Source organism: Coprobacter tertius (assembly GCF_024330105.1).
GTDB lineage: Bacteria > Bacteroidota > Bacteroidia > Bacteroidales > Coprobacteraceae > Coprobacter > Coprobacter tertius.
The window spans coordinates 1-21905 of the sequence record NZ_JANDHW010000021.1 but is presented as its reverse complement, the minus strand read 5'-3'; the positions used below and the strand labels follow the sequence as shown (position 1 = coordinate 21905).

At 40.4% G+C, this 21905-nt stretch carries 23 protein-coding genes and 1 pseudogene; 14 read left to right on the top strand and 10 right to left on the bottom strand.

The window, feature by feature from the left end:
• Positions 1-491 (top strand): annotated as a pseudogene (locus tag NMU02_RS13395) (hypothetical protein); the annotation flags it as partial.
• Between the two features lie 34 nt (positions 492-525).
• Positions 526-1224, top strand: a complete 699-nt coding sequence (locus tag NMU02_RS13390; RefSeq protein WP_255028473.1) for an Lcl C-terminal domain-containing protein — start codon at positions 526-528, stop codon at positions 1222-1224.
• Between the two features lie 324 nt (positions 1225-1548).
• Here NMU02_RS13390 and argH read toward each other — a convergent pair whose 3' ends face one another.
• The 6 genes from argH to prmC form a co-directional block, all read right to left on the bottom strand.
• Complete coding sequence (gene argH / locus NMU02_RS13385) at positions 1549-2889, bottom strand: argininosuccinate lyase (RefSeq protein WP_255028472.1); 1341 nt, start codon at positions 2887-2889, stop codon at positions 1549-1551.
• An 11-nt stretch (positions 2890-2900) separates the two neighbouring features.
• Positions 2901-3314, bottom strand: a complete 414-nt coding sequence (locus NMU02_RS13380; RefSeq protein WP_255028471.1) for an SRPBCC family protein — start codon at positions 3312-3314, stop codon at positions 2901-2903.
• A 4-nt stretch (positions 3315-3318) separates the two neighbouring features.
• The gene (gene pyrE / locus NMU02_RS13375) at positions 3319-3957 is read right to left on the bottom strand and encodes an orotate phosphoribosyltransferase (RefSeq protein ID WP_255028470.1); all 639 of its coding nucleotides are present in this window, start codon (positions 3955-3957) and stop codon (positions 3319-3321) included.
• 129 nt (positions 3958-4086) lie between these two features.
• Entirely contained in the window at positions 4087-4683 is a 597-nt protein-coding gene (locus NMU02_RS13370; RefSeq protein WP_255028469.1) for a ComF family protein, read from the bottom strand.
• 106 nt (positions 4684-4789) lie between these two features.
• A complete protein-coding gene (locus NMU02_RS13365) occupies positions 4790-5254 on the bottom strand; it encodes a regulatory protein RecX (RefSeq protein WP_255028467.1) in 465 nt (154 codons plus the stop codon).
• Positions 5251-6114, bottom strand: coding sequence for a peptide chain release factor N(5)-glutamine methyltransferase (gene prmC, locus NMU02_RS13360; protein ID WP_255028466.1), 864 nt, complete (start codon positions 6112-6114; stop codon positions 5251-5253). Before prmC ends, NMU02_RS13365 begins: the two co-directional genes overlap by 4 nt.
• Positions 6115-6143: 29 nt before the next feature.
• Here prmC and ribD point away from each other — a divergent pair, with 29 nt between their 5' ends.
• The 9 genes from ribD to NMU02_RS13315 all read left to right on the top strand — a co-directional run bounded on the left by ribD (position 6144) and on the right by NMU02_RS13315 (position 15588).
• Positions 6144-7208, top strand: coding sequence for a bifunctional diaminohydroxyphosphoribosylaminopyrimidine deaminase/5-amino-6-(5-phosphoribosylamino)uracil reductase RibD (gene ribD, locus NMU02_RS13355; RefSeq protein WP_255028464.1), 1065 nt, complete (start codon positions 6144-6146; stop codon positions 7206-7208).
• Between the two features lie 170 nt (positions 7209-7378).
• Positions 7379-8899 carry a DUF6242 domain-containing protein gene (locus NMU02_RS13350; RefSeq protein WP_255028463.1) on the top strand — a complete coding sequence of 507 codons (1521 nt, stop codon included), beginning with the start codon at positions 7379-7381 and terminating at the stop codon, positions 8897-8899.
• A gap of 78 nt (positions 8900-8977) precedes the next feature.
• Positions 8978-9655, top strand: coding sequence for a type IX secretion system protein PorG (gene porG, locus NMU02_RS13345; RefSeq protein ID WP_255028461.1), 678 nt, complete (start codon positions 8978-8980; stop codon positions 9653-9655).
• Positions 9656-9663: 8 nt separating this feature from the next.
• On the top strand, positions 9664-10401 hold the full coding sequence (uppS, locus tag NMU02_RS13340) for an undecaprenyl pyrophosphate synthase (RefSeq protein ID WP_255028460.1): 738 nt from the start codon (positions 9664-9666) through the stop codon (positions 10399-10401).
• Positions 10402-10418: 17 nt separating this feature from the next.
• Positions 10419-13076: a BamA/OMP85 family outer membrane protein gene (locus tag NMU02_RS13335; protein WP_435522047.1), complete on the top strand. Its 2658-nt coding sequence runs from the start codon at positions 10419-10421 to the stop codon at positions 13074-13076.
• 84 nt (positions 13077-13160) lie between these two features.
• Positions 13161-13679, top strand: coding sequence for an OmpH/Skp family outer membrane protein (locus tag NMU02_RS13330; RefSeq protein ID WP_255028458.1), 519 nt, complete (start codon positions 13161-13163; stop codon positions 13677-13679).
• A gap of 56 nt (positions 13680-13735) precedes the next feature.
• Entirely contained in the window at positions 13736-14239 is a 504-nt protein-coding gene (locus NMU02_RS13325; RefSeq protein ID WP_255028457.1) for an OmpH/Skp family outer membrane protein, read from the top strand.
• A gap of 77 nt (positions 14240-14316) precedes the next feature.
• A complete protein-coding gene (murI, locus tag NMU02_RS13320) occupies positions 14317-15156 on the top strand; it encodes a glutamate racemase (RefSeq protein ID WP_255028455.1) in 840 nt (279 codons plus the stop codon).
• Complete coding sequence (locus tag NMU02_RS13315; RefSeq protein ID WP_255028454.1) at positions 15157-15588, top strand: S4 domain-containing protein; 432 nt, start codon at positions 15157-15159, stop codon at positions 15586-15588.
• Positions 15589-15667: 79 nt separating this feature from the next.
• Here the strand turns inward: NMU02_RS13315 and NMU02_RS13310 are convergent, their stop codons facing one another.
• The 4 genes from NMU02_RS13310 to NMU02_RS13295 all read right to left on the bottom strand — a co-directional run bounded on the left by NMU02_RS13310 (position 15668) and on the right by NMU02_RS13295 (position 19994).
• Positions 15668-16699 (bottom strand): XAC2610-related protein, encoded by a 1032-nt coding sequence (locus NMU02_RS13310; RefSeq protein WP_255028453.1) that lies wholly within the window; start codon positions 16697-16699, stop codon positions 15668-15670.
• A gap of 573 nt (positions 16700-17272) precedes the next feature.
• Positions 17273-17638, bottom strand: coding sequence for a hypothetical protein (locus tag NMU02_RS13305; RefSeq protein WP_255028452.1), 366 nt, complete (start codon positions 17636-17638; stop codon positions 17273-17275).
• 27 nt (positions 17639-17665) lie between these two features.
• On the bottom strand, positions 17666-18184 hold the full coding sequence (locus NMU02_RS13300; RefSeq protein WP_255028451.1) for a gamma carbonic anhydrase family protein: 519 nt from the start codon (positions 18182-18184) through the stop codon (positions 17666-17668).
• Between the two features lie 25 nt (positions 18185-18209).
• Entirely contained in the window at positions 18210-19994 is a 1785-nt protein-coding gene (locus NMU02_RS13295) for an aminopeptidase P family protein (RefSeq protein WP_255028450.1), read from the bottom strand.
• A 292-nt stretch (positions 19995-20286) separates the two neighbouring features.
• On the opposite strand from NMU02_RS13295, the gene rpsU reads away from it, so the two are divergent.
• The 3 genes from rpsU to hpf all read left to right on the top strand — a co-directional run bounded on the left by rpsU (position 20287) and on the right by hpf (position 21751).
• Positions 20287-20478 (top strand): 30S ribosomal protein S21, encoded by a 192-nt coding sequence (rpsU, locus tag NMU02_RS13290; protein WP_255028449.1) that lies wholly within the window; start codon positions 20287-20289, stop codon positions 20476-20478.
• A gap of 72 nt (positions 20479-20550) precedes the next feature.
• Positions 20551-21459, top strand: a complete 909-nt coding sequence (locus tag NMU02_RS13285; RefSeq protein ID WP_255028448.1) for a tyrosine recombinase XerC — start codon at positions 20551-20553, stop codon at positions 21457-21459.
• Positions 21449-21751 (top strand): ribosome hibernation-promoting factor, HPF/YfiA family, encoded by a 303-nt coding sequence (gene hpf, locus NMU02_RS13280; RefSeq protein WP_255028447.1) that lies wholly within the window; start codon positions 21449-21451, stop codon positions 21749-21751. The genes NMU02_RS13285 and hpf overlap by 11 nt, the downstream gene beginning before the upstream one ends.
• Positions 21752-21905 lie beyond the last annotated feature (154 nt).

The window sequence follows — 21905 nt, the reverse complement described above, 5'->3', positions numbered from 1 at the left end:
ACGATGCCGTGAAATGGCGGTATGCCAATAGAATAGAGGTGTATCCGGAAGATGCCGTTAACTACACTCTCCTATGGGCAAGCCCGTCAGTGGAAGGCCCGACTCCCATTTATAATTATATAGGCTCCTACTCGGATGGTTTTGAGAATACAAAAGCCAGCCGTTTATACACCGATCCTACAAAATTCTACGCGATTGACGCTTGTTATACCGGGCTGAATGGTACACTTGCCGGACCTTATGCCCCCTCAGATTGGTATCTGCCATCTGTGTATGAGTTGGTCGGGGCTTATGTTTCTTCTTGTTTACCTTCCAGTAGCAACAACCTCTATTATGGCTATTGGTCGTCTACGGCAGTAGAGCACTATAAAACTCCCGGAGCCCCTTCTGCCTACTATTTAGTCTCTAGTCGTAACTCAATTTTTTTTAATAATGATAAAGTGCAGTCCGGTACTTATTTTGTAAGAGGGGTACGTCAGATAAACTATTGAAGCGAAAATGAAAAGGACAATAAAACACAATAAAATGAAATCGATCTTGCGAATCTCTATTTTAGGCCTGTGCGCGGCAGCCGTATGCCCAGGCTTATTTCTCGACGCTTCGGCGCAATACATTCAGAAAGAAACGATACCCGGTTTTACCGAACCGGTCGCGGTCTTTTATGCCGAAGGGATGCCCGCGAGGGCGATATGGCCTATCGGTACGGTACTTACGCGGAATGGGGCTACCATTCGTCATCGGTATGATCGGGGGAACGGGAACGGTAGCAACCCCGATATCAACAGCCGGGTCTCGGCGCGGTTTATCATAGCGCCGACGGATATAGCTCCTGGTTCGTGGTATAAAGCGTCGGGGTTTGAGAATGTCAATATTTCTCAAGATAAAGATCAGCCTGACTTTATAGATACTCCCAATAAAACCGGTTGCCGCGCCTTAACGACGGGCGGCCGGCGGTGGCGGTTGCCTACAGTGCGCGAATTATTGTTAATCCGGGTTTTGCAAGAGGCGGTTAACAATATATATCCCGCCAACCCTTTGTATGGGGCTCCCGGATATTGGGCTTCTACAGAACGTTCAGCTAAAGGTAATACTACTGACTTTGCCTTCTCGGCCGTTGTATATTTTGATTTTGCTAAAAAGTATTCTTTCGCGAATGTTTATTATAAATGGAAAAATGGGTCCGAGGTTTTTAATTTTAGTGCCCGCTGCGTCAGCGACTATTGAGTCTTGTCATGTTGAGCGATGAGCGAAGAAACTCCGGGGACATTACCTCGGCATTAACGAGTAAGAAGGAATTACCCAATGCCATAGTAGCAAGAGCAGGGCAAATTCCTTTAGTGACAAAGGGTAATTATCCGAGGTGACCGCTATTAGGAGGTCTACTGAGCCGGCTCTGCCGTCTCCAATTTGCTTACGCTCGGCAAATCCGAAACATGCGTTTCGTTTTGCTCTCGCTTAATCGCAAATTTCATCAGAGCCTCGGGATGACATGGCTGCATTCACAGTGACAAGGGTAGTAAAACGGATGACAAAAGACAATAAATTTTTTTATTGTCCTAACAACCGTAGTTCGGCACTATTCGCTTTTTCGAAACCGTAACCGTCGATGACGTGTTGCATAAGCAGTTTTACCGGTTCGTTGCAAAGATTACCGATGCTCCCTTCGTGCGTATGATGTACTTTTTTATCGGTCTCGAATTTACCCGCTTCTATATCGAGCCCTACTTTTTTATATGCGTCCCGGAAAGGAATGCCTTCGAGCGTAAGGCGATTAACCTCTTCTACACTGAAAATAAGTTTGTATTTATCGTCGTCGAGAATGTGGTCGTTTATGGTAACGTGCGTCAGCATGCGTGTAGCCATGATAAGACACTCCTTCAGAGTATCGAATGCCGGAAGAAACGCTTCTTTGATAATCTGCAGGTCTCTGAAATACCCCGACGGCAAATTATTCGATATAAGCGTGATTTCGTAGGGTAAAGCCTGTAGTTTGTTGCATTTGGCGCGGGTAAGTTCAAATACGTCGGGATTCTTTTTGTGCGGCATAATGCTCGAGCCGGTCGTATACTCGGCAGGAAGCGAAATAAAACCGAAATTCTGGGAACTGAACATGCAGGCGTCGAAAGCCAGTTTCGAAAGAGTTCCGGCGATGGAGGCCATGGCCGAAGCTACGATACGCTCGGTTTTTCCTCGTCCCATTTGAGCATAAATAACGTTATAATCCATCGAGTCGAATCCGAGTAAGCGGGTGGTCATTTCCCGATTCAGAGGGAAAGAAGATCCATAGCCGGCAGCAGAACCCAGCGGGTTCCGGTTGCAAACTTTATAAGCGGCCTGAAGTACGGTAAGGTCGTCGACCAGACTTTCTGCATAAGCGCCGAACCACAACCCGAAAGAAGAAGGCATCGCTATTTGCAAGTGAGTATATCCCGGCATCAGCACATTTTTATATTTCTCGCTTTGAGTAATGAGAACGTCGAATAGAGACGAGGTGAGTGTCGTAATTTCCTGTATCCGGGCACGGGTAAATAATTTGAGGTCGACCAATACTTGATCGTTTCGGGAACGGCCACTGTGTATCTTTTTACCGGTATCGCCCAGTTTGCGAGTGAGCATAAGTTCTACCTGCGAATGCACATCTTCTACACCGTCTTCGATTACAAACCGACCTTGTACGGCAACATCATAAATATTTCTCAGTTCTACAGTAAGCATATCGAGCTCCTCGCGAGTAAGCAATCCGATGCTTTCGAGCATAGTAATATGGGCCAATGATCCCAAAACATCGTAAGGGGCGAGATATAAATCCATCTCGCGGTCACGGCCCACGGTAAATTTCTCGATGTCGCGGTCTACTTGTATATTTTTTTCCCAGAGTTTTTGCGCCATTATATTCAGAATTATTCGTATACGACGTTAGCCAGTACCTCGGCGATTTTATCTAGTCCTTGCTGCAGCGGTTTGGATATCATGCTTTTAATAAAAGGATTCAGTTCTGCTTTGACCGTCAGTTTCAGCTTACATTCATTTTCGGTAACCGGCACTAATTGTATCCAGAAATACAAAGGAATAGGTGATTTCTCGGTGGTAAACTTTATTGTTTTTTCCGGCTCCCGTTCGATGACTTTAACCGTAACGTTCCCGATCGGATTAACCGAGAAACTGCAACTGTCGGTATCGAAAGTAAAATCACTTATTTTATCGGCAGGAAGTTTATCTTGCACCTTTTCGAGATTATTCAGGTCGGAAAGAGTATTGTAAACTTTACCGATGTTCGAATTAATGGTTTTTACCTGACTTTCGAATTGTGTCATATAATTATTTGTTAGGGTTCCAGTTAGCGGGATCGGTTCTCCATTCTTGCAAAGTTTCCAAATCTTCTTCCGAAATGTAGTTGGTTTCGAGAGCGGTTTCGAGTATGGCGTTGTAATTGCTTAATGTCATCAGTTTTACGTTAGCCTCTTTAAAACGTTCAACAGCCACCGGGAAACCATAAGTGAAAATGGCAGCCATTCCGATAACTTCGCAACCGGCTTTGCGTATGGCTTCAACGGCCTTGAGGCTGCTGCCTCCGGTAGAGATGAGGTCTTCTATTACCACTACTTTTTGGCCCGGCATGAGGTTACCTTCGATTAAATTTTCCAACCCATGATCTTTGGGCGAGGAACGTACGTAAACGTATGGTAATCCGAGTATGTCGGCAACTAAAGCTCCCTGAGCGATAGCGCCTGTAGCAACTCCGGCAATCGCTTCCACTTCACCGAAGTTTTCCATAATCAAACGAGCCAATTCTACTTTTATAAAAGTGCGTAAAATCGGATATGATAAAGTTCTGCGATTATCGGTATATATCGGTGATTTCCAACCGGAGGCCCATGTGAAAGAGTTCGATGGCTGTAGCTTGACTGCACTAATCTTTAACAGTTTTTCGGCGAGCGATTTCTCTAAGGTTTTCATTTTCTTCGTAGTTCTATTGGTTTTACTTAATGAATTTTATTAAGGAGATCGTAAACTCGGTTTACAAAGCGCAAAGATAATAAAATATAGGAGGTAATATATCAAAAAACAATCTCTTTTTTTAGATTTTTATTCGGCTATGGCTAAGGTTAATACGCTTATTTTTATGTTTTTAATGGTACTTAATGTCTCTGTGCAGGCTAAAAGTGTAGCACCGGTAGTTATAACGTCGTCTATGAGAAGCAGGTGTTTACCTTCTGCCTGTGAGTAGTTCCCTTTTGTAAATATGTCGCGGGTATTTTCCCAACGCTGATATCTCGATTTATGGGTTTGCGACTCATTCAGACCTGTACGGAACAGTAGTTTGTCTTCAATAGGTAATCGGGTAATTTCAGAAATACCTTTCGCAATCCACATACTCTGATTATATCCCCTTTTTCTAAGGCGTTTGGGGTGTAACGGTACGGGAACGATGAGGTCTATGTCGCAGAAAAAATTTTCCGACATCAATTCACGGGCATATAATGCGCCCAGGTAAAATCCGCATTCTTTCTCTCCGGCATATTTTGTAAGGTGTATCAAGTCTCGATAAGGGCTTTCATTTGTAAAATAAAAAAAAGAAACGGCTTTTTCAATCGGTACTTTTCCTCTGAACAGTTGTTCGGCAGGGTTATTATACGGTTTCTTTTCAAAGTTGGTACGAGGTATTTTCGTCAGACAATGCATGCAGAGAAACTTTTCGTCCGTTATTAACGATCGTCCGCATATCCTGCATAATTCGGGATAAAACAAATTGACTATATCGTTGAATATCGTTTTCAAAATAGCGGGATTAACTGAGAATCTTTTTCAAAATATTGTTTATAATCTCGGTTTCGAAACCTCTTGAAGCGGCGAAACGAAAGAGTTTTGCTTTTTGGGTATATATATCGTTGCCCCGGTATTCTTTTTTTTTCAAAATTAAAATATCGGATAATAAATTGCAGTATGCTTTATCATCGATATTTTCGAGGGCTTCTTTTATATAAGTATCATTTATGCCTTTTTGCTTGAGTGCATAAGCTATTTTTATTTTGCCCCATTTGTTAAATTTGAATTTATCGTTTGCAAATCCTCTGCAGTAACGTATTTCGTCGAAAAAGCGTTCTTTTCGTAACCGGACGATGATCGAATCTTGGTCGTGGGTATCGATTTCCCATCGGGATAGTTTGCTGCGTAGGTCGCTTTCACACTGTTCTGAGGTAGAGCAAAGCGCGGCTAAGCGATGTAAGGCTTCGTCTGAAGTCATTTTTCTCATAACGTTTTATTTAAAGGTTTTCGGGCGATAACAAATCGGTCGCGTTTCGAAATGTCTTTGATCACCTCGATCTTCTCATACCCTATTTTATTCAATAGATCGGCACATTCATTTCCGAATAATGCATTGATTTCGAAATAGAGAAAACCTCCCGGAACCAGCTGTTTCAAACCGGCTTCGCCTATAACCCTGTAAAAAAGTAGCGGGTCGTGATCTTCTACAAATAATGCCGTGTGAGGCTCGTATTCGATTACGTTTTCAGACATAGCAGCAGCTTCTTTTCTGCATATATAAGGTGGGTTGCTCACCCATATGTCATATTGTTCCGATATCCCTTCGTCAGCATCGTAATTTAATATGTCGGTGACACTGAAAGCTACCCAGGCATTTAGATTACGGGCATTTTCTCGGGCTACGGTAAGAGCATCGAGAGACACGTCCCATCCTTCTACCTGCATTTCGCGTAAATGAAGCGCTAACGATATCGCGATACATCCGCTTCCTGTACCGATATCTAAAAGTCGCCCGCTTTTACCCCGATGATCGCTTATGATTTTCTCCACTAATTCTTCTGTCTCTGGCCTCGGTATCAATACGTTTGGCGTAACCTCGAAACGATTTCCATAAAACCATGTATGCCCGAAAATATATTGTATGGGTTCGTAGAGGCGTAATCTCTCGACTATTTGCATGATCTCTTCCTGTTCAAAGGGAGATAAGATCATATTTTTATGGAGAATAAAATCGGTACTCGAGAAATGGCATACTTCTTCGAGAATGAGTCGTATGAAGCTCTGTATCTCTTCCGGGGGATAAAGTCCTTTTAATTTATCCGATATATATTGTATATTTGTTTTCATAAATACAAAGGTAATAATAAAAGACTTATATGGAACAATCCGATACTGTCGATAACATTTATATGCGTCGTTGCCTGCAACTGGCAGCTTTGGGTAACGGGCATGTGTCTCCCAACCCTATGGTGGGTGCCGTAATCGTTTATAAGGGAGAGATAATAGGGGAAGGATATCATCGGAAATGTGGAGAGGCTCATGCTGAAGTGAATGCCATAAATTCGGTAAAAGATAAGTCTTTACTAAAAGATTCGGTGATTTATGTATCCCTTGAACCTTGTTCTCATTATGGGAAAACTCCTCCGTGCAGTAAACTTATTATCGATGTAGGGATACCTTATGTCGTGGTAGGTATTCTCGATCCTTTTCCTGAAGTTGCGGGACGGGGAATAAAAATGTTGCGGGATGCCGGAATAAAGGTAAAGGTTGGTGTTCTCGAAAATGAATGCCGGGCTTTGAATAAACGTTTTATAACGTCTCAATTGTTCCGGCGTCCTTATGTTATATTGAAATGGGCCCAAAGTGCCGACAGTTATATCGATCGTATTCGGAGTGAATCGGAACAGGCCGCAGTTTTTTCGGATGCCGTTACTTCAGCGCTTGTGCATAAATTACGGGCCGAGAATGATGCGATTCTGGTAGGGACTCGTACGGCATTGTTAGATAATCCGACACTTACGGTACGGAAATGGACGGGGAAAAATCCTTTGCGAGTGGTTATCGATAGACGGGGAATTTTGCCGGAGACACTCCAATTGTTTACAGGTGGTAACCCGACTCTCGTTTTTTCGGAATGTAAAAAAAGAGTAAATTATAAAAATGATATTGTTAAAATTAAATGTGGCGATTTCTCGATCCAGAGGATTCTTTCCGAACTGAATCGTATGAAGATACAAAGCCTGATTGTTGAAGGCGGTAATATTATGCTGAATGCTTTTATAGAGTCGGGGCTTTGGGACGAGTGTCATATAGAAATTGCACCCGACATGTTGGGTGAAGGAGTTCCTGCGCCTGAATTTCCTGGTGTTTTACGCTACATTCGATCCTATGGAAATAAGAAAATCTTTATTTTTATAAATCCCGATAACGATTTCTTTTGATAAAATCGAAAGCTGGAAAATGAAGAAAACAATCGGTTTTTATAGGCTAAAATTAACTGATTCTTAAATATTATATCCCTAAATAATTATAATTATCAGCCTTCCTATCGTTGAAAGAAAAAATTGTTTCTATTTTTGCACCTTGAACTGTAAACTTGAATATTTTCGGAATGAAGATAAGGAATATATATTTACTGCTTAGCGCCGTTCTGTTACTGCTCGGCGTTGCTTGTAATAAGTCTGACGACTATAATTATCCTGTATCACAAAATACTTTGGTTAAAACTTTTGCATTGGCCGATAAATCTACTGTAATGGAAAATCTCAGTAAGGTGTATTTTACAATCGATGCGCGGCAAGGGAAAATTTTTAACGCCGATTCTTTACCCATGGGGACTAAGGTTGTCGCTTTGGCTGCAAATATTACCTTCGATTCGCCTTCTAAGGTTGAAGTTCAGTATTACGATAGTCGTAATCAGGCCGAAATAAAGACGATCGATTACATGGCAAACAGTAATGATACGATCGATTTCACTTATCCGGTAACAATAAATGTAACCGCTGCTGACGGCGAAACGGTACAAAAATATGAAGTCGATCTGAGGGTACACCGCAGTATTCCCGATTCTTTATGGTGGTCTGAAATTTCTGCAGCGGACCTTCCCACTTCTCTAACTCCTATACGTCAGAAATCACTTGAATTCCAGAATAAAATATATTGTTTTACTACCGATGCAAGCGGCAATTATGAAGTAGGAGTATCTGCGACACCTTCTGATCTCGGATCTTGGCAAAAATCCTCTTTCAATCCCGGTTTTGTTCTTAATATGGCTACTATTCAGGCAACAGAAGATGCTTTTTATGCTTTAGCCGGCGATTCGGATCAAAAGGCACTTTATAAATCTACCGATGGTAAGTTCTGGACATTGGCAGAAGGTAATCAGACATTTTATACATTGATAGGAAGTTATGGTGAGCAGATATTGGGAATTATTAAAGATGGGGGCGTATATAAACATGACGTCTATCCTCGTCCCGAAGGCTATATACAACAACCGATTAGTCCTTTATTTCCTATATCCGGATTTAGTAATATGATAGAAATTTTCGACGGAGGTGATTTCGGGGTTCCTCAAAATGGAATCGTCGGTGGTCGTTTGCAAGATGGCACATTAACCTCTGCTGTATGGGGATATGACGGACAGAACTGGGCCGTATTGGGCAATCAGTCGTTGATAACGCCTCGTGAAGGTGCCATGTTCTTCCCGTATTATACATTTATATATGATTCGGAAACAGCCGTTCATACTAAGTATAAAACATTTTTTGTAATCGGAGGTAAAAATGAGACGGGATGTTTGAAAGATGTATATACTACTACCGATCCGGCTGTGTATTGGGATCTTGCTCCTGCGGGTTCCTTGCTGGCTTTGCCTCCTGATGACAATTATTTCCCGGCAAAAGCATTTGCGTCGGTTGTCGTGTTTGATGAGCCTATTATAACCGTACGTTCTTCGGCATGGCGTACGCTCTTTAAAAAAGAAATTCCCCGAAGACTTGCCGGATCTACCAGATCCGGAGAGTTGGTTCCGTATATATATATGTTTGGTGGCGAAAATCAAAATGGTGTGTTATATCCTCAGATTTGGAGAGGGGTAATAAACCGTGTGACATTTGCTCCGATACCGTAAAGGGGGTATAATAATTTAACTGTATCGGATAATTTTAAACCTGATAATGCGTTTTCTATTATATACGAGAGAATTGATATGGAGAAAAAAGCATTTATCTGGTTTATCCTTATAATAACGATGGTAGTATCCCGGGCCGGTGCTCAGGACTATAAATACGAAATCGGTGCTGGGGGTGGGGTCGGCTTTTATATGGGAGACGCCAATCAGTCGGCATTATTTAATAAGCCGGGAGCGGCTTTCGGAGCGGTTATGAGACGGGTAATCAATTATCGCTGGTCGATTAAATTTAATTTGGCGACAGCAGGGATAAAAGGAGATACCCAAAGTTTTAATAATCAGTTTCCGGATGGAAAAAATTTTAAATTCAATCGTCAACTAATTGATTTGGGAGCTCAGGGCGAGTTTAATTTTTTTCATTATGGTATGGGACCGGCGTATCTCGATGTGTACAGGTTTACCCCGTATTTGTTGGCCGGATTGGGGTTTACGTATGTTCCGCATAAAAACGACGGTTATTTTAATGTAAATATTCCATTAGGAATAGGTGTAAAATATAAAATTTCGGAACGATGGAATCTTGGCCTCGAATTTTCGATGCGCAAAACGTTAGGGGATAAACTCGACGGAAAAGATTTATCCGATCCGTATAAAATAAAAAGTTCGGCGTTTAAAAATACAGATTGGTATTCTATGACCTGGTTTACGATAACTTATGATTTCGGGCGGAAGAAAGCCATCTGTAATAATTTATAGATCGGTATATGTCATATAAAGATCAGATAGATAAAATTCGTTTGCCGCAACATGTGGCCATTATTATGGATGGAAACGGACGGTGGGCGAAAGAGCGGAAGAAAGACCGTTCTTACGGCCATCAATACGGTGCCGAAAAGGTACGGGAAGTAACCGAGGCGGCGGCTGAGATTGGATTGAAATATCTGACGGTATATGCTTTCTCTACAGAGAATTGGAATCGTCCGGATGAGGAAGTAACGGCATTAATGGCTCTTATGATTTATTATATCGAGAAGGAAACTCCCGATCTGATAAAAAATAACGTGCGACTTACTGCTATCGGAGATTTATCCCGTATTCCCGAAGATGCACGAAAACGCCTCGAACAATGTATGGACGATACTTCGGTATGTACGGGCCTTACTTTGGTTTTAGCTTTAAGTTATTCCTCCCGTTGGGAAATTTCCCGTGCGGTGAAAAATATAGCGTCTGATGTAAAAGACAACAAGCTGAAAGCAGAAGATATAGATGATAAAGTTATCGACCGGTATCTTATGACTGCTGATATGCCGGATCCCGATCTGTTGATACGTACAGGAGGGGAGACTCGTATCAGTAATTTTTTGTTGTGGCAGTTATCGTATGCCGAATTATATTTTACTCCCGAATATTGGCCTGATTTCGGAAAAGAAAATTTATATAAAGCTATTGTCGATTATCAGTCGCGGGAAAGACGCTTTGGAAAAACAAGTGAACAACTATGAGAATTGTAAAAAGAACAATGCAGCACAATATGCGTAAATATTTATTATTGTTGGTTTTATTCCTTTCGATGGGAAGTACGGTTTGGTCTCAAACTGCGACCGAAGCGAAATCGGATACGATATACAACCCGCAAATACTTTATTCGGCAACCCCTAAGAAATATGAGATCGCCGGTATTACTGTTTCCGGTGCTAAAAATTATGAAGATTATGTACTGATCGGTCTTTCGGGACTTACCGTAGGAGAAGTTATCGAGGTGCCAGGAAGTGATATTACACAGGCTATCAGGCAGTTTTGGAAAAATGGGCTATTTTCGGATGTTGAAATCTCGGCTACTAAAATATATGATGGAAAAATATGGCTGAATATTGCGCTTCGTGAGCGTCCGCGTATTTCTCAGGTAAATTATCACGGGATCAAAAAATCGGAAAAAGAAGATTTGGAAAATAGATTGGGGCTCATTACCGGTAGCCAGATTACTCCTAATCTTGTGGACCGGGCCAAATTTCTAATAAAAAAGCATTTTGAGGACAAAGGTTTTAATAATGTCGATGTACAGATCTTGCAAAAAGATGACTTATCGCACGAAAACCAAGTGATTGTAGATATCGATATCGATAAAAAGGAAAAAATTAAGGTTCATCATATCGATATTGAAGGAAATAATGTTATTTCCGATAAGAAATTGAAGCGGGCGATGAAGAAAACCAACGAAAGACGTAAGTTGGTCAATCTTTTCCGTACCAAAAAATTTGTAAAAGAGAATTATAAAGCCGACCTCGATCGTATTATCGATAAATATAACGAACTCGGCTACCGGGATGCCGTTATCGTATCGGACAGTGTCGTGCCTTATGACGATAAAACCGTTGATATTTTTATCAAGGTAAATGAAGGACAGAAATATTATATACGGGATATTCGCTGGGTCGGGAATACGGTATATTCTACCGATGCGCTTAATTATACTTTACGAATGAAGCCGGGCGATGTATATAATCAGAAATTGTTGAGAGAACGTATATCTGAAGATGATGATGCGGTTGCTAACTTGTATCAGAATAACGGGTATCTTTTCTCGATGATAGATCCTATTGAAATGAATGTGCAGAATGATTCTATCGATTTGGAATTGCGTATTCAGGAAGGTCCACAGGCCCGTATCAATAAAGTCGTGATAAAAGGGAACGACCGTTTATACGAGCATGTAGTCAGGCGTGAGTTAAGAACGAAACCTGGTGAACTCTTTAACAAAGAGGCTTTGGTGCGTTCTGCACGTGAAATTGCACAAACCGGCCATTTCGATCCTGAACATATGGACATCCGCCCCGAACCGAATTATGAAAACGGGACCGTAGATATTATTTATGGTTTGCAGTCGAAAGCCAATGACCAGATCGAGTTTTCAGCCGGGTGGGGACAAACCGGGGTAATCGGTAAGCTCAGTTTGAAGTTCACTAATTTCTCTGTGAAGAATTTCTTGAATCCCAAAGCATATAAAGGTATTATTCCTCAGGGAGACGGTCAAACATTTACGATAAGTGCCCAAACCAATGCCAAGTATTTCCAGTCGTACAGTGTCTCATTCTTTGATCCCTGGTTTGGTGGAAAACGGCCTAATTCCCTTTCGGTTTCGGCATATTATAGTCGCCAGACAGATGTTAGTACGCAGTACTGGAATCAGAATTATCTCGATCCTTACAATACCGGATATTATTATAACAGTAACTATTATGATAATTATTATAATAACTACGGTAGCGGCTATGATTATAGCTACGCATATGACCCCAGTAAGTCATTGCAGATGATCGGTGTTTCGGTAGGTTTCGGTAAAAGGCTGTCATGGCCCGATGATTTCTTTAATTTCTCGGCAGAGATTAATTATCAGTTGTATATGTTGAAAGACTGGCGTTATATACGATTCTTGCAGAATGGTAATTGCCATAGTCTTTCGTTAGGTCTTAATTTCTGGCGTAGTTCGGTCGATTCTCCAATTTTCCCGAGAAATGGTTCTGAGTTCAGCCTTTCTTTACAGTTGACACCACCGTATTCGCTGTTTAGCAAGACCGACTATTCTAAACTCGATCCCGACAATAATAAAAGTGACCGGGAGAAAATGTATAAATGGATTGAGTACCATAAGTGGAAATTCAAAGGTCGTACGTTTACTCCATTGGCCAATCTTCGGATTAAAGACGATGATTATACATTGGTGTTGATGACACGTGCTGAATTTGGTATTCTGGGTTCATATAACAAATATAAAAAATCTCCGTTCGAAACGTTTTATGTAGGGGGTGACGGAATGTCGGGTTACAGTAATAATTATGCAGAAGAAACCATCGGCCTTCGCGGATACGAAAACGGTTCGTTAACACCGTGGGGTTACGAAGGTTATGCTTATACACGTATGAGTGTAGAATTACGTTTCCCGCTGATGTTGCAACCTTCCTCAACGATTTATGCGTTAACATTTGCCGAGGGTGGTAATGCTTGGCAAAACATACGTAACTTTAATCCTTTCCAGTTGAAGCGTTCTGCCGGTGTAGGTGTGCGTATATTCCTGCCGATGATCGGTATGATGGGTATCGACTGGGCCTATGGTTTCGATAAGGTGTTTGGTCGCCGGGGAGGTTCACGCATCCATTTTATACTCGGACAGGAATTCTAATGATATAGAATAAACTTTTCGGATATGAAAATGGTTTTTAATAGAATAAGATATTTTGAATTCATTCATCAAAAAAATGGTCATATGAAAAAGTTTTTTTTGATTTTGGCTGCAATAGCGGCTTTTGCGGTAACTGAAGGAAAAGCCCAAAAGTTTGCGCTTATCGATATGGAGTATATATTAAAGAATATTCCGGCATATGAAATGGCTAACGAGCAGTTGAACCAGGTTTCTCAGCGTTGGCAAAAAGAAGTGGAAACGAAGGCGAAAGAAGCTGAGGCTATGTATAAGACTTATCAATCGGAACAAGTATATCTCTCTAAAGAACAGAAAACCAAGAAGGAAGAGGAAATTGTTGCGAAAGAAAAAGAAGCTCAGGAATTAAGGCGTAAGTATTTCGGCCCTGAAGGGGAATTGTTTAAAAAGCGGGAAAGCCTTATGCAGCCGATACAGGACGATATATATAATGCCGTAAAGAAAATTTCGGAAGAAAAAGGTTATCAGATGATAATCGACAGAGCCTCTTCGGCGAATATTATTTTTGCTTCACCCCGTATCGATGTAAGCAATGATGTACTGGCAAAATTAGGATATTCAAAATAAATGCTTACTTTTGCGGAATGTTATAATTGAGATAAATAAAAATTAATAGTAATAGTATGTTTAAGAAATTGTTGATTGTTTTACTGTGTGCTATGCCTTTGAGTGCTTTTGCACAGTATAAATTCGGAAACTTTAATTCTCAGGAAATCATGTCGGTTATGCCTGAGAGAGCAGCCGCTGAGAAAACTTTCTCGGACTTTACGAAAAAGTATGAAGACGAGTTTTTGAAATTGCGGGAAGAGTTCGATAAAAAGTACAAAGATTTTATGGCGACTCAGGACTCCCTTCCCGAAAATATTAAGACACGCCGTATGCAGGAAGTGGACGAGTTGCAAAATCGTATTCGTAATTTCCAGCAGATAGCTCAGGAAGATTTGGAAAAGAAGCAGCAGGAACTATATGCTCCTATACAGCAGAAGTTGTTAGATGCGATTAAAGCGGTAGGAGAAGAACAGAAATTTACTTATATTTTCGATCTTGCCGTTCCGAGTATTGTTTACAGTGGAGCTCCGAGCGAAGATATCACTCCTTTGCTGAAAGCGAAACTGGGTATTAAATAAAAAATTTAGTAACCTTACAGATACAGAAGGATGATAAAAAGATTATCATCCTTTTCTGTTTCAACGAATATTGGGATATGACGTTTCCGGTTAATGCATCTGGGCCTATCGGAGTTTTCGATTCGGGATATGGAGGCCTCACGATTTTGGAGAATATCCGCAGATCAATGCCTGAGTATGATTATATATACCTGGGCGATAATGCGCGGGCTCCTTATGGAACAAGGTCGTTTGAAATCGTGTATGAGTTTACCAGACAGGCTGTCTTACGGCTATTCGAGGAGGGATGCCCTTTGGTGATTTTGGCATGTAATACGGCATCGGCTAAAGCTTTAAGAACGATACAGCAGAACGACCTACCGGCAATGGCACCCGATCGTCGTGTATTGGGGGTTATTCGGCCTACTGTAGAGGCAATCGGAGGTATTACGCAAAGTCGTAAAGTGGGAATATTAGGAACCATAGGTACTATACAGTCAGATTCTTATCCGCTTGAAATTAAAAAAATATATCCTGATATCGAGGTGTTTGGGGAGGCTTGTCCGATGTGGGTACCGTTGGTAGAGTATAACGAACACGAAAGTGATGGTGCCGATTATTTTGTAAAGCAACATCTTGGCAGATTATTAAGTCGGGAAAAAGGGATAGATACCGTTATCCTCGGATGTACGCACTATCCTTTGCTGTTGCCTAAAATACGACAATTTTTACCAGCCGATGTGACTCCTGTCGCTCAGGGCGAGTGGGTTGCCCGTTGTCTTCAAGACTATTTTCGGCGACATGAAGATATGGACGCCCGTTGTACGAAAAATGGCAGTTGCCGGTTTTATACCACCGAATCAGAAGATAAATTTTCGTCGGCGGCCACTCTTTTTTTACGTGAAAAAGTAGATGTAAAGCGTATAATATTAGAATAGATGGGAAAACAGATAAAAGACAAAGATACCGTTCGTATAAATAAATATATTGCGGATACAGGTTTTTGTTCACGTCGGGAAGCCGATCAGTTGATTATCGATGAACGGGTTACAATCAATGGGATTCTGGCTAATCCGGGTGACCGGGTGAAGATGACAGATAAAGTAAAAATTGATGGTGAGATACTTAAATTACGGGTTGTATTGCCTGTAAAAGAGGAGAAAAAGCCTGCAAAGAAAGATTTTGTACCAAAATCTCAACGTGAAAAAATCGATTATAGGGCACGAGAACGGAAAAACGGAACCCGCGGAGGAGAACGTAATAAACGGGCAAAGGTGATAACTTCTACTCTCGGAGATAAACCCTCCTCGCCGATTGCCGGTACAAGTAAGGGAAAAGATAAAAAAGGATTATCAGACCGAAAAAAATAATAATGTAATGACAAGAAGATATTGTTTTATAGTCCCTTGACTTCGTTTCTATTATTTTTCGTTTTTTTGTAATTGTATTTTAAAAAAGTATTTCACGTTCTTTAATCCTGTTATAAATATACGGGGGGATCTTACGCTTTTTACCTCGTTTTGTCATTAGCTCGATGTATCTTTGATAAGCGTCCTCCATATCAAGAAGTACGTATTTGTCTTTAGTAAGAAGGTATTTATGATATAAAATATCGCCATATGCTACCCAAACCTTTTTGTTTTTGGGAAAAAATTTGATGATTTGTTGGATAATAAACTCGCTTATGTTTTCATCGGCGTAGTAGGGATCGTATTCATAGATCGAGCTGTTTTGAGAATAATTCAAAGCTAATTTTAGGTATATAGCTGCATTTTCCTTCTTTTTAATGGGGAAACTGTGGAAAATAGCACTCCAGGGGTCGTCGAAGCGCTGCCCATACATTTCTTCGATATGTGTGGTATCTATTAATAGGCAACATAGTTTTTTTACCGGTGGGAAATAGATTGTGTCTGTTTTTATTAATTCAATAGAATCTCCGTTCCATTTATATTCATTGTGTACTTCCGATAAACTATAAGCTTTATAATCGATATTTTCGTAAATTTTCTTGTTATTGGGATCGAACCGACCATTGGTCAAGTTACTCCAATAACCATCCGTATTTCGGTACCCGATTGAAATTAAAGAGAATTTATGAGTGGACGGATTATAAAAATAATAATCATGATCGATATTATCACCATGCATATCGGCAAATGAGACAATTCTGAAATCCGGGTATCCGTCGAAGTTGTAGTCCCTTATTTCAATTGCATTATCTGTGGTGCCAACAGCTGTAATAATGAACACAGAATCAATGGTTTGGTGTATATAATTTTTCTTTTTGTCGATAATATTTATTTTACCGAAATTATCATAATCGATATTACCGTCCGAATCGCATAATAACAGCAGGTCAAATCTATATTTTCCCGTAGATGCGCATTGGGGGATTGTATCATATCTTTGTCCCAAAGTTATTGTGGGGAGAAATAATAATACGAAGGCGGAGTATTTTATTTTATCAATGATAGGCTTCATAACGTTTATTTTTTCGGTTTCCCATTCATTCTATTTTTCAAAAGGCAAGCCGTATTCATTTATTCGTTTGAATACATAGCGGTGAAATCTTATGTTTTTTGTTTTGTTCGATCATTAGTTTTATGTATTTACGGTAAGTTTTTTCCAGATTGGTTTTATAATCTTTGGCAAGTTTTTAATGTGTCGTAAGTTTTTATCCGAGATGTTGCCAAAACCGATTCATGCGGAAAATTAGCTGGAGAAACTGTTACAAACTGGGTGATAGATGCTTTCCGATAAGTAGGCGTCAAATTCAGGTCTGGGCGATGCGATTTCTTCATATAAATCAACTTAAAACTGTTTAATGACGGTTTATCGAACAAAAATTCTACATATTGCTAAAATGTCGAATTATCTATTATATTTTCTATTTTGTTGATATATAATATACTCATTTAGTGTCGTATATTAACTGCCGGAAAGTATTTATTAAAACGTAATAAATTAAGCAATACGTTGAACGGTTTATATATTATATTATTGGGAAATTCTTTTCCTGCTGTGTTTGCAACAGGAAAAGAATTTTGAACCGTCTTATTTAAGGATCTTCGACAATCTGCCAGAAAGTTGTGTTCGTTCAAAAGACCAGGTTTTATCTTTTTCCTGTACATAAAAAAGTATTTCCTGCGCTTTTTTCATCATTTCCCGGTTTGTATTAATCCGATCGTCGTTTATCATGATAGTTACTAATAATTCGAGTAGTTCCCATTGCGGAATTTTTTCGATAATATCCTCTGTTGTTTCGTTGGTAATTGTCATGAGGTTGAGCTTCAGATCACCATAACATTCATCGGTTGTAGTGTCTATGTCGGGTTCATGATTCTCTTTTTTACGTAATAGCCGGGCGATCTTTTTAGAAAGCTCTTCAATTTGGTTCATTATAAAATCCTGTCTAATCATAATTTTCCGATTAATTAATAAGAATGTTCACTCTTGGGTATACCATTCGGAATACATTAGGTAATTTTTAGCGATTTTCTGATTTATTTCTTTCGATTGTTCGGTATCTACCATTTTTATAAACTTAGCAGGAGTTCCTGCCCATAAGCTACCCGGTTCTATCACGGTATTGCTGAGTACGACAGATCCGGCAGCGACGATCGCCCCTTCGCCTACAACGGCATGGTCGAGTACTACCGCTCCCATACCTATCAGCGCACCGTCTTTGATGGTAGCGCCGTGAATGGTTACATTATGCCCGATAGAAACATCATCTCCGATTTCTATCGTCGATTTTTGGTATAAAGTGTGCAATACCGAACCGTCTTGTATATTTACACGGTTCCCGATGGTTATGGTATTAACGTCGCCGCGCAATACCGTATTGAACCAAATGCTGCAATCATTGCCTAAAGTTACGTCACCGATAAGGGTCGCATTGTCGGCAAGGAAACAGTTTTCTCCTATTTTTGGAGTAAATCCCCGTACACTTTTAATAAGAGCCATAAATTATAAGTTTTTTATTGTACTTTTAAATTGCTTCGGTTGCTTTTTTCAACCATTCCTTTTCTTCGTTATCGAGTCCCGGACTTAGTTTCTCATATACTTTACAATGATAATCGTTAAGCCACTGCAATTCTTTTTCATTAAGTAATGATTTGTCGATGGCCCGTTTATCGATGGGGAAAAGAGTGAGAACTTCGAAAGCGTTGAAATCTCCGAATTCATCATTATGGGAATGATGTACGGTGAGAATCAGATTTTCAGTACGAATACCGTATTTTCCCGCCAGATATACACCGGGTTCGTCGGAAGTGACCATTCCGGGGGTGAGCGGAGTGGGATTTTCTTCGAGACGAATATTTTGCGGCCCTTCGTGTACATTGAGGAAATGTCCTATCCCATGACCTGTTCCGTGCAGATAATTAAGGCCTTCATTCCAAAGAAAATGGCGGGCGAGAACATCGATTTGGGCACCTCGTGTACCCTGCGGATAAATGCAAGTTGCAATAGCGATATGCCCTTTCAGTACGAGAGTAAAGTTTCGTTTCTGCTCTTCTGTAAGTTCTCCCAGCGCTATGGTGCGGGTAATGTCGGTAGTACCGTCGAGGTATTGTGCACCCGAGTCTATCAACAGAAACCCTTTGTTATAAATAGTGGCGTTACTTTCGGGAGTAGCACTATAATGTACAATGGCGCCATGCTCGTTAAACCCGGCGATCGTACCGAAACTTTCTCCCACATACAATGCTTGTCGAGAGCGGAATTCACGTAATTTTTCCGAAATCGTGATTTCACTTACTTTACCGCTTGGAATATTGGCTTCGAGCCAGCGGAAAAATTTTACCAGAGCAACCCCGTCTCGTATCATCGCATCTCTGAAACCGGCAATCTCCGTTTCATTTTTAATACTTTTCAGCCAAGCTACCGGAGAAGTGCCGAATATTTTCTTGCAACTTGAATTTAGCGACGAAACCAGTTTATAATTAACTTTGCTTGGGTCGATAAATACAGAATCTCCTTTTCTTTTCGACAGGAAATCGTAAATTTTGGTGTAATCTGCTAATTGTATTTTATTTTTTTTCAGGTATTCGCTCATTTCTTCAGAGACTTTTCGGGCATCCATGAAAAGCACTCTTTCGTTGTCTGAAATATAGGCGAAACAGATTGCTACAGGGTTGCATTGTACATCGGTACCCCGAATATTCAATGTCCAGGCAATTTCATCGAGGGCCGAAAGTAATATAGCATTTGCTTCGTCTTTCCCGATTTTTTCGAGTATTTTGCTGATTTTACATTCGGTAGATTCTCCGCTGTATTTTTCGTCATAAACAAAAGCCGGATCGGTTGGAATTTCCGGCCGGTCTTTCCATATCGAGTCGAAAGGAGAAAAATCGGTGACCAGAGTAAGTCCTTTATTCGTAAAATAAGTTGCGAGACTTTCGTACTCTTTATAGGGGAACATGGATCCATCAATTGCGACGGTAGCTCCCGAAGGTAAAGTTGCCGCCAACCACTCTTGTATCGAGGGTGTGCCGGGCAAACCTTGTTTAAATAATTTGAATCCTGTACCTTCGAGTTGTATCTCTGCCTGTAAAAAATAACGGGAGTCGGTCCAAAGTCCCGCGTCATCGATCGTTACTACAGCTGTTCCTGCAGAACCGTTGAACCCCGAAATCCAGCCTCTTGCTTTCCAATGATTGGCACTATATTCACTTTGGTGGGGGTCGGTTCCCGGTATGATGTACGCGTTTATTTTTTTATCTGCCATTTTCAGGCGAAGGTCTTTTACCCGTGTGGGAATATTTTTATTCATAGGACAATGTATAAATGTGAAATATAACAGTATCAGCAAAGATAAAGGTTAATATCGGGAAAAGAAAATACAGGGTAATAATAAATCCTATTACGTATATCGTTTGTCATCGGGATTTTAGGGGAATAAATGCTTTTGAGATATAAATAAGAAAAGGCTTATCGGTAATGTGAAAAATATTAAAATGTGGGGAAAACGATTAAAATAACTTCGAAAGGTTTGTTTATCAAGAAACAATGTGTAATTTTGCACCGCATTTTATCTACAAGAAATCTTTAAATTATTAAATAATATGATAGTAGTTCCAGTAAAAGAAGGCGAAAACATTGAAAAAGCATTGAAGAAGTTCAAAAGAAAATTTGAGAAAACAGGCGTTATCAAAGAATTGAGAAACCGTCAGGCTTTCGAAAAACCCTCTGTTGCGAATCGTAAAAAAGTGATGCGCGCTATTTACATTCAGAAATTGCAGCAAACTGAAGAATAAAAAGCCTTCTGAGGTTGGAAGATTGAATTCTTTTTGTTATATTCGTAGCGTTAGATATAAACAACGCTCTTTATGTTGATTGAATCATTTTTAAGATATATTCGGTATGAGAAGAATTATTCTTCTCATACCGTTCTGTCTTATAAAAATGATTTATTTCAGTTTAGAGACTATGTAGTGCGTGAGACCGGTGAATTTCGCCCAGAACAAACCGACAGAGATCAGGTAAGAAACTGGATCGTTTCGCTGGTTAAAGAAGGGGATTTGCCACGGTCGGTCGGGCGTAAGATTTCTGCACTGCGTTCGTTCTTTAAGTTTTTGGTATTGCAGAAGGTTATTCCTGATACTCCGATTCGGAATATACAGTTGCCTAAGATTCGAAAAAGGCTTCCTTCGTTTGTAAAACAGGAAGAAATGGATTTACTTCTTGATGAAGTCGATTTCGGAACCGGTTTTAATGCCGTTCGTGATAGGCTTATGATCGGGTTGTTGTATTCGACCGGAATGCGTCGTTCCGAAATGATCGGTTTGCAGGATACGGATGTCGATTTGGATTCCTGTTCGCTGAAAGTAACCGGTAAAAGGGATAAACAGCGAATCATTCCTTTCGGTAAAGAATTAAGGGATATGATAAGAGTGTATGTCGATATTCGGAATGAGAAAGCTGGTGGTGCTACTGGTAGTTTCTTAGTTCGGGAAAATGGAGAACCGCTTTATCCGCAGCTTGTCTATAGGGTAATTACCCGATATTTGAGTTCGGTTTGTTCACTTACCAAAAGAAGTCCCCATGTATTGCGCCATACATTCGCTTCTGCGATGCTGAATAACGGGGCTGAATTGAACAGCGTGAAGGAGTTGCTCGGGCACAGTTCTCTCGCATCTACCGAAGTGTATACGCACATTACGTTCGAGGAATTGAAAAAAAGTTACAAACAGGCTCATCCCCGGGCCGATAAAAAAGGAGGTAATTATGGAAATTAGAATTCAATCGATTCATTTCGATGCTTCTACTCAGTTGGAAAATTTTATTCAGAAAAAAGTTTCCAAGCTTAATCAGTATTGTGATGATATTATTGCTGCAGAGGTTAACCTGAAAGTGGTAAAACCCGAAGCTGTACAAAATAAAGAAGCAGGTATTAAGCTGCTCGTCCCGAAATCGGATGATATTTTCTCGAGTAAGATAGCCGATACTTTCGAGGAGGCTGTAGATATGGCTGTAGATGCTTTGGCAAAGCAGTTGTTGAAAACAAAAGAAAAAACACGGACAAAATAAAAAAATGCAGTAATATTTTTTTATTTCGAAATTAATCTCTAAATTTGCACCCGTTTCGCACTGGAAAAACAATGGCCAAGCGGGTGCGAATTTGTGAATGCCGATATAGCTCAGTTGGCCAGAGCACGTGATTTGTAATCTCGGGGTCGTGGGT

Excerpts from the sequence above, each read along its gene's own strand:
- NMU02_RS13390 (WP_255028473.1), top strand. The coding sequence starts at position 526 with ATGAAATCGATCTTGCGAATCTCTATTTTAGGCCTGTGCGCGGCAGCC.
- argH (WP_255028472.1), bottom strand. The coding sequence starts at position 2,889 with ATGGCGCAAAAACTCTGGGAAAAAAATATACAAGTAGACCGCGACATC.
- NMU02_RS13380 (WP_255028471.1), bottom strand. The coding sequence starts at position 3,314 with ATGACACAATTCGAAAGTCAGGTAAAAACCATTAATTCGAACATCGGT.
- pyrE (WP_255028470.1), bottom strand. The coding sequence starts at position 3,957 with ATGAAAACCTTAGAGAAATCGCTCGCCGAAAAACTGTTAAAGATTAGT.
- NMU02_RS13370 (WP_255028469.1), bottom strand. The coding sequence starts at position 4,683 with ATGCATTGTCTGACGAAAATACCTCGTACCAACTTTGAAAAGAAACCG.
- NMU02_RS13365 (WP_255028467.1), bottom strand. The coding sequence starts at position 5,254 with ATGAGAAAAATGACTTCAGACGAAGCCTTACATCGCTTAGCCGCGCTT.
- prmC (WP_255028466.1), bottom strand. The coding sequence starts at position 6,114 with ATGAAAACAAATATACAATATATATCGGATAAATTAAAAGGACTTTAT.
- ribD (WP_255028464.1), top strand. The coding sequence starts at position 6,144 with ATGGAACAATCCGATACTGTCGATAACATTTATATGCGTCGTTGCCTG.
- NMU02_RS13350 (WP_255028463.1), top strand. The coding sequence starts at position 7,379 with ATGAAGATAAGGAATATATATTTACTGCTTAGCGCCGTTCTGTTACTG.
- porG (WP_255028461.1), top strand. The coding sequence starts at position 8,978 with ATGGAGAAAAAAGCATTTATCTGGTTTATCCTTATAATAACGATGGTA.
- uppS (WP_255028460.1), top strand. The coding sequence starts at position 9,664 with ATGTCATATAAAGATCAGATAGATAAAATTCGTTTGCCGCAACATGTG.
- NMU02_RS13335 (WP_435522047.1), top strand. The coding sequence starts at position 10,419 with ATGCAGCACAATATGCGTAAATATTTATTATTGTTGGTTTTATTCCTT.
- NMU02_RS13330 (WP_255028458.1), top strand. The coding sequence starts at position 13,161 with ATGAAAAAGTTTTTTTTGATTTTGGCTGCAATAGCGGCTTTTGCGGTA.
- NMU02_RS13325 (WP_255028457.1), top strand. The coding sequence starts at position 13,736 with ATGTTTAAGAAATTGTTGATTGTTTTACTGTGTGCTATGCCTTTGAGT.
- murI (WP_255028455.1), top strand. The coding sequence starts at position 14,317 with ATGACGTTTCCGGTTAATGCATCTGGGCCTATCGGAGTTTTCGATTCG.
- NMU02_RS13315 (WP_255028454.1), top strand. The coding sequence starts at position 15,157 with ATGGGAAAACAGATAAAAGACAAAGATACCGTTCGTATAAATAAATAT.
- NMU02_RS13310 (WP_255028453.1), bottom strand. The coding sequence starts at position 16,699 with ATGAAGCCTATCATTGATAAAATAAAATACTCCGCCTTCGTATTATTA.
- NMU02_RS13305 (WP_255028452.1), bottom strand. The coding sequence starts at position 17,638 with ATGATTAGACAGGATTTTATAATGAACCAAATTGAAGAGCTTTCTAAA.
- NMU02_RS13300 (WP_255028451.1), bottom strand. The coding sequence starts at position 18,184 with ATGGCTCTTATTAAAAGTGTACGGGGATTTACTCCAAAAATAGGAGAA.
- NMU02_RS13295 (WP_255028450.1), bottom strand. The coding sequence starts at position 19,994 with ATGAATAAAAATATTCCCACACGGGTAAAAGACCTTCGCCTGAAAATG.
- rpsU (WP_255028449.1), top strand. The coding sequence starts at position 20,287 with ATGATAGTAGTTCCAGTAAAAGAAGGCGAAAACATTGAAAAAGCATTG.
- NMU02_RS13285 (WP_255028448.1), top strand. The coding sequence starts at position 20,551 with ATGTTGATTGAATCATTTTTAAGATATATTCGGTATGAGAAGAATTAT.
- hpf (WP_255028447.1), top strand. The coding sequence starts at position 21,449 with ATGGAAATTAGAATTCAATCGATTCATTTCGATGCTTCTACTCAGTTG.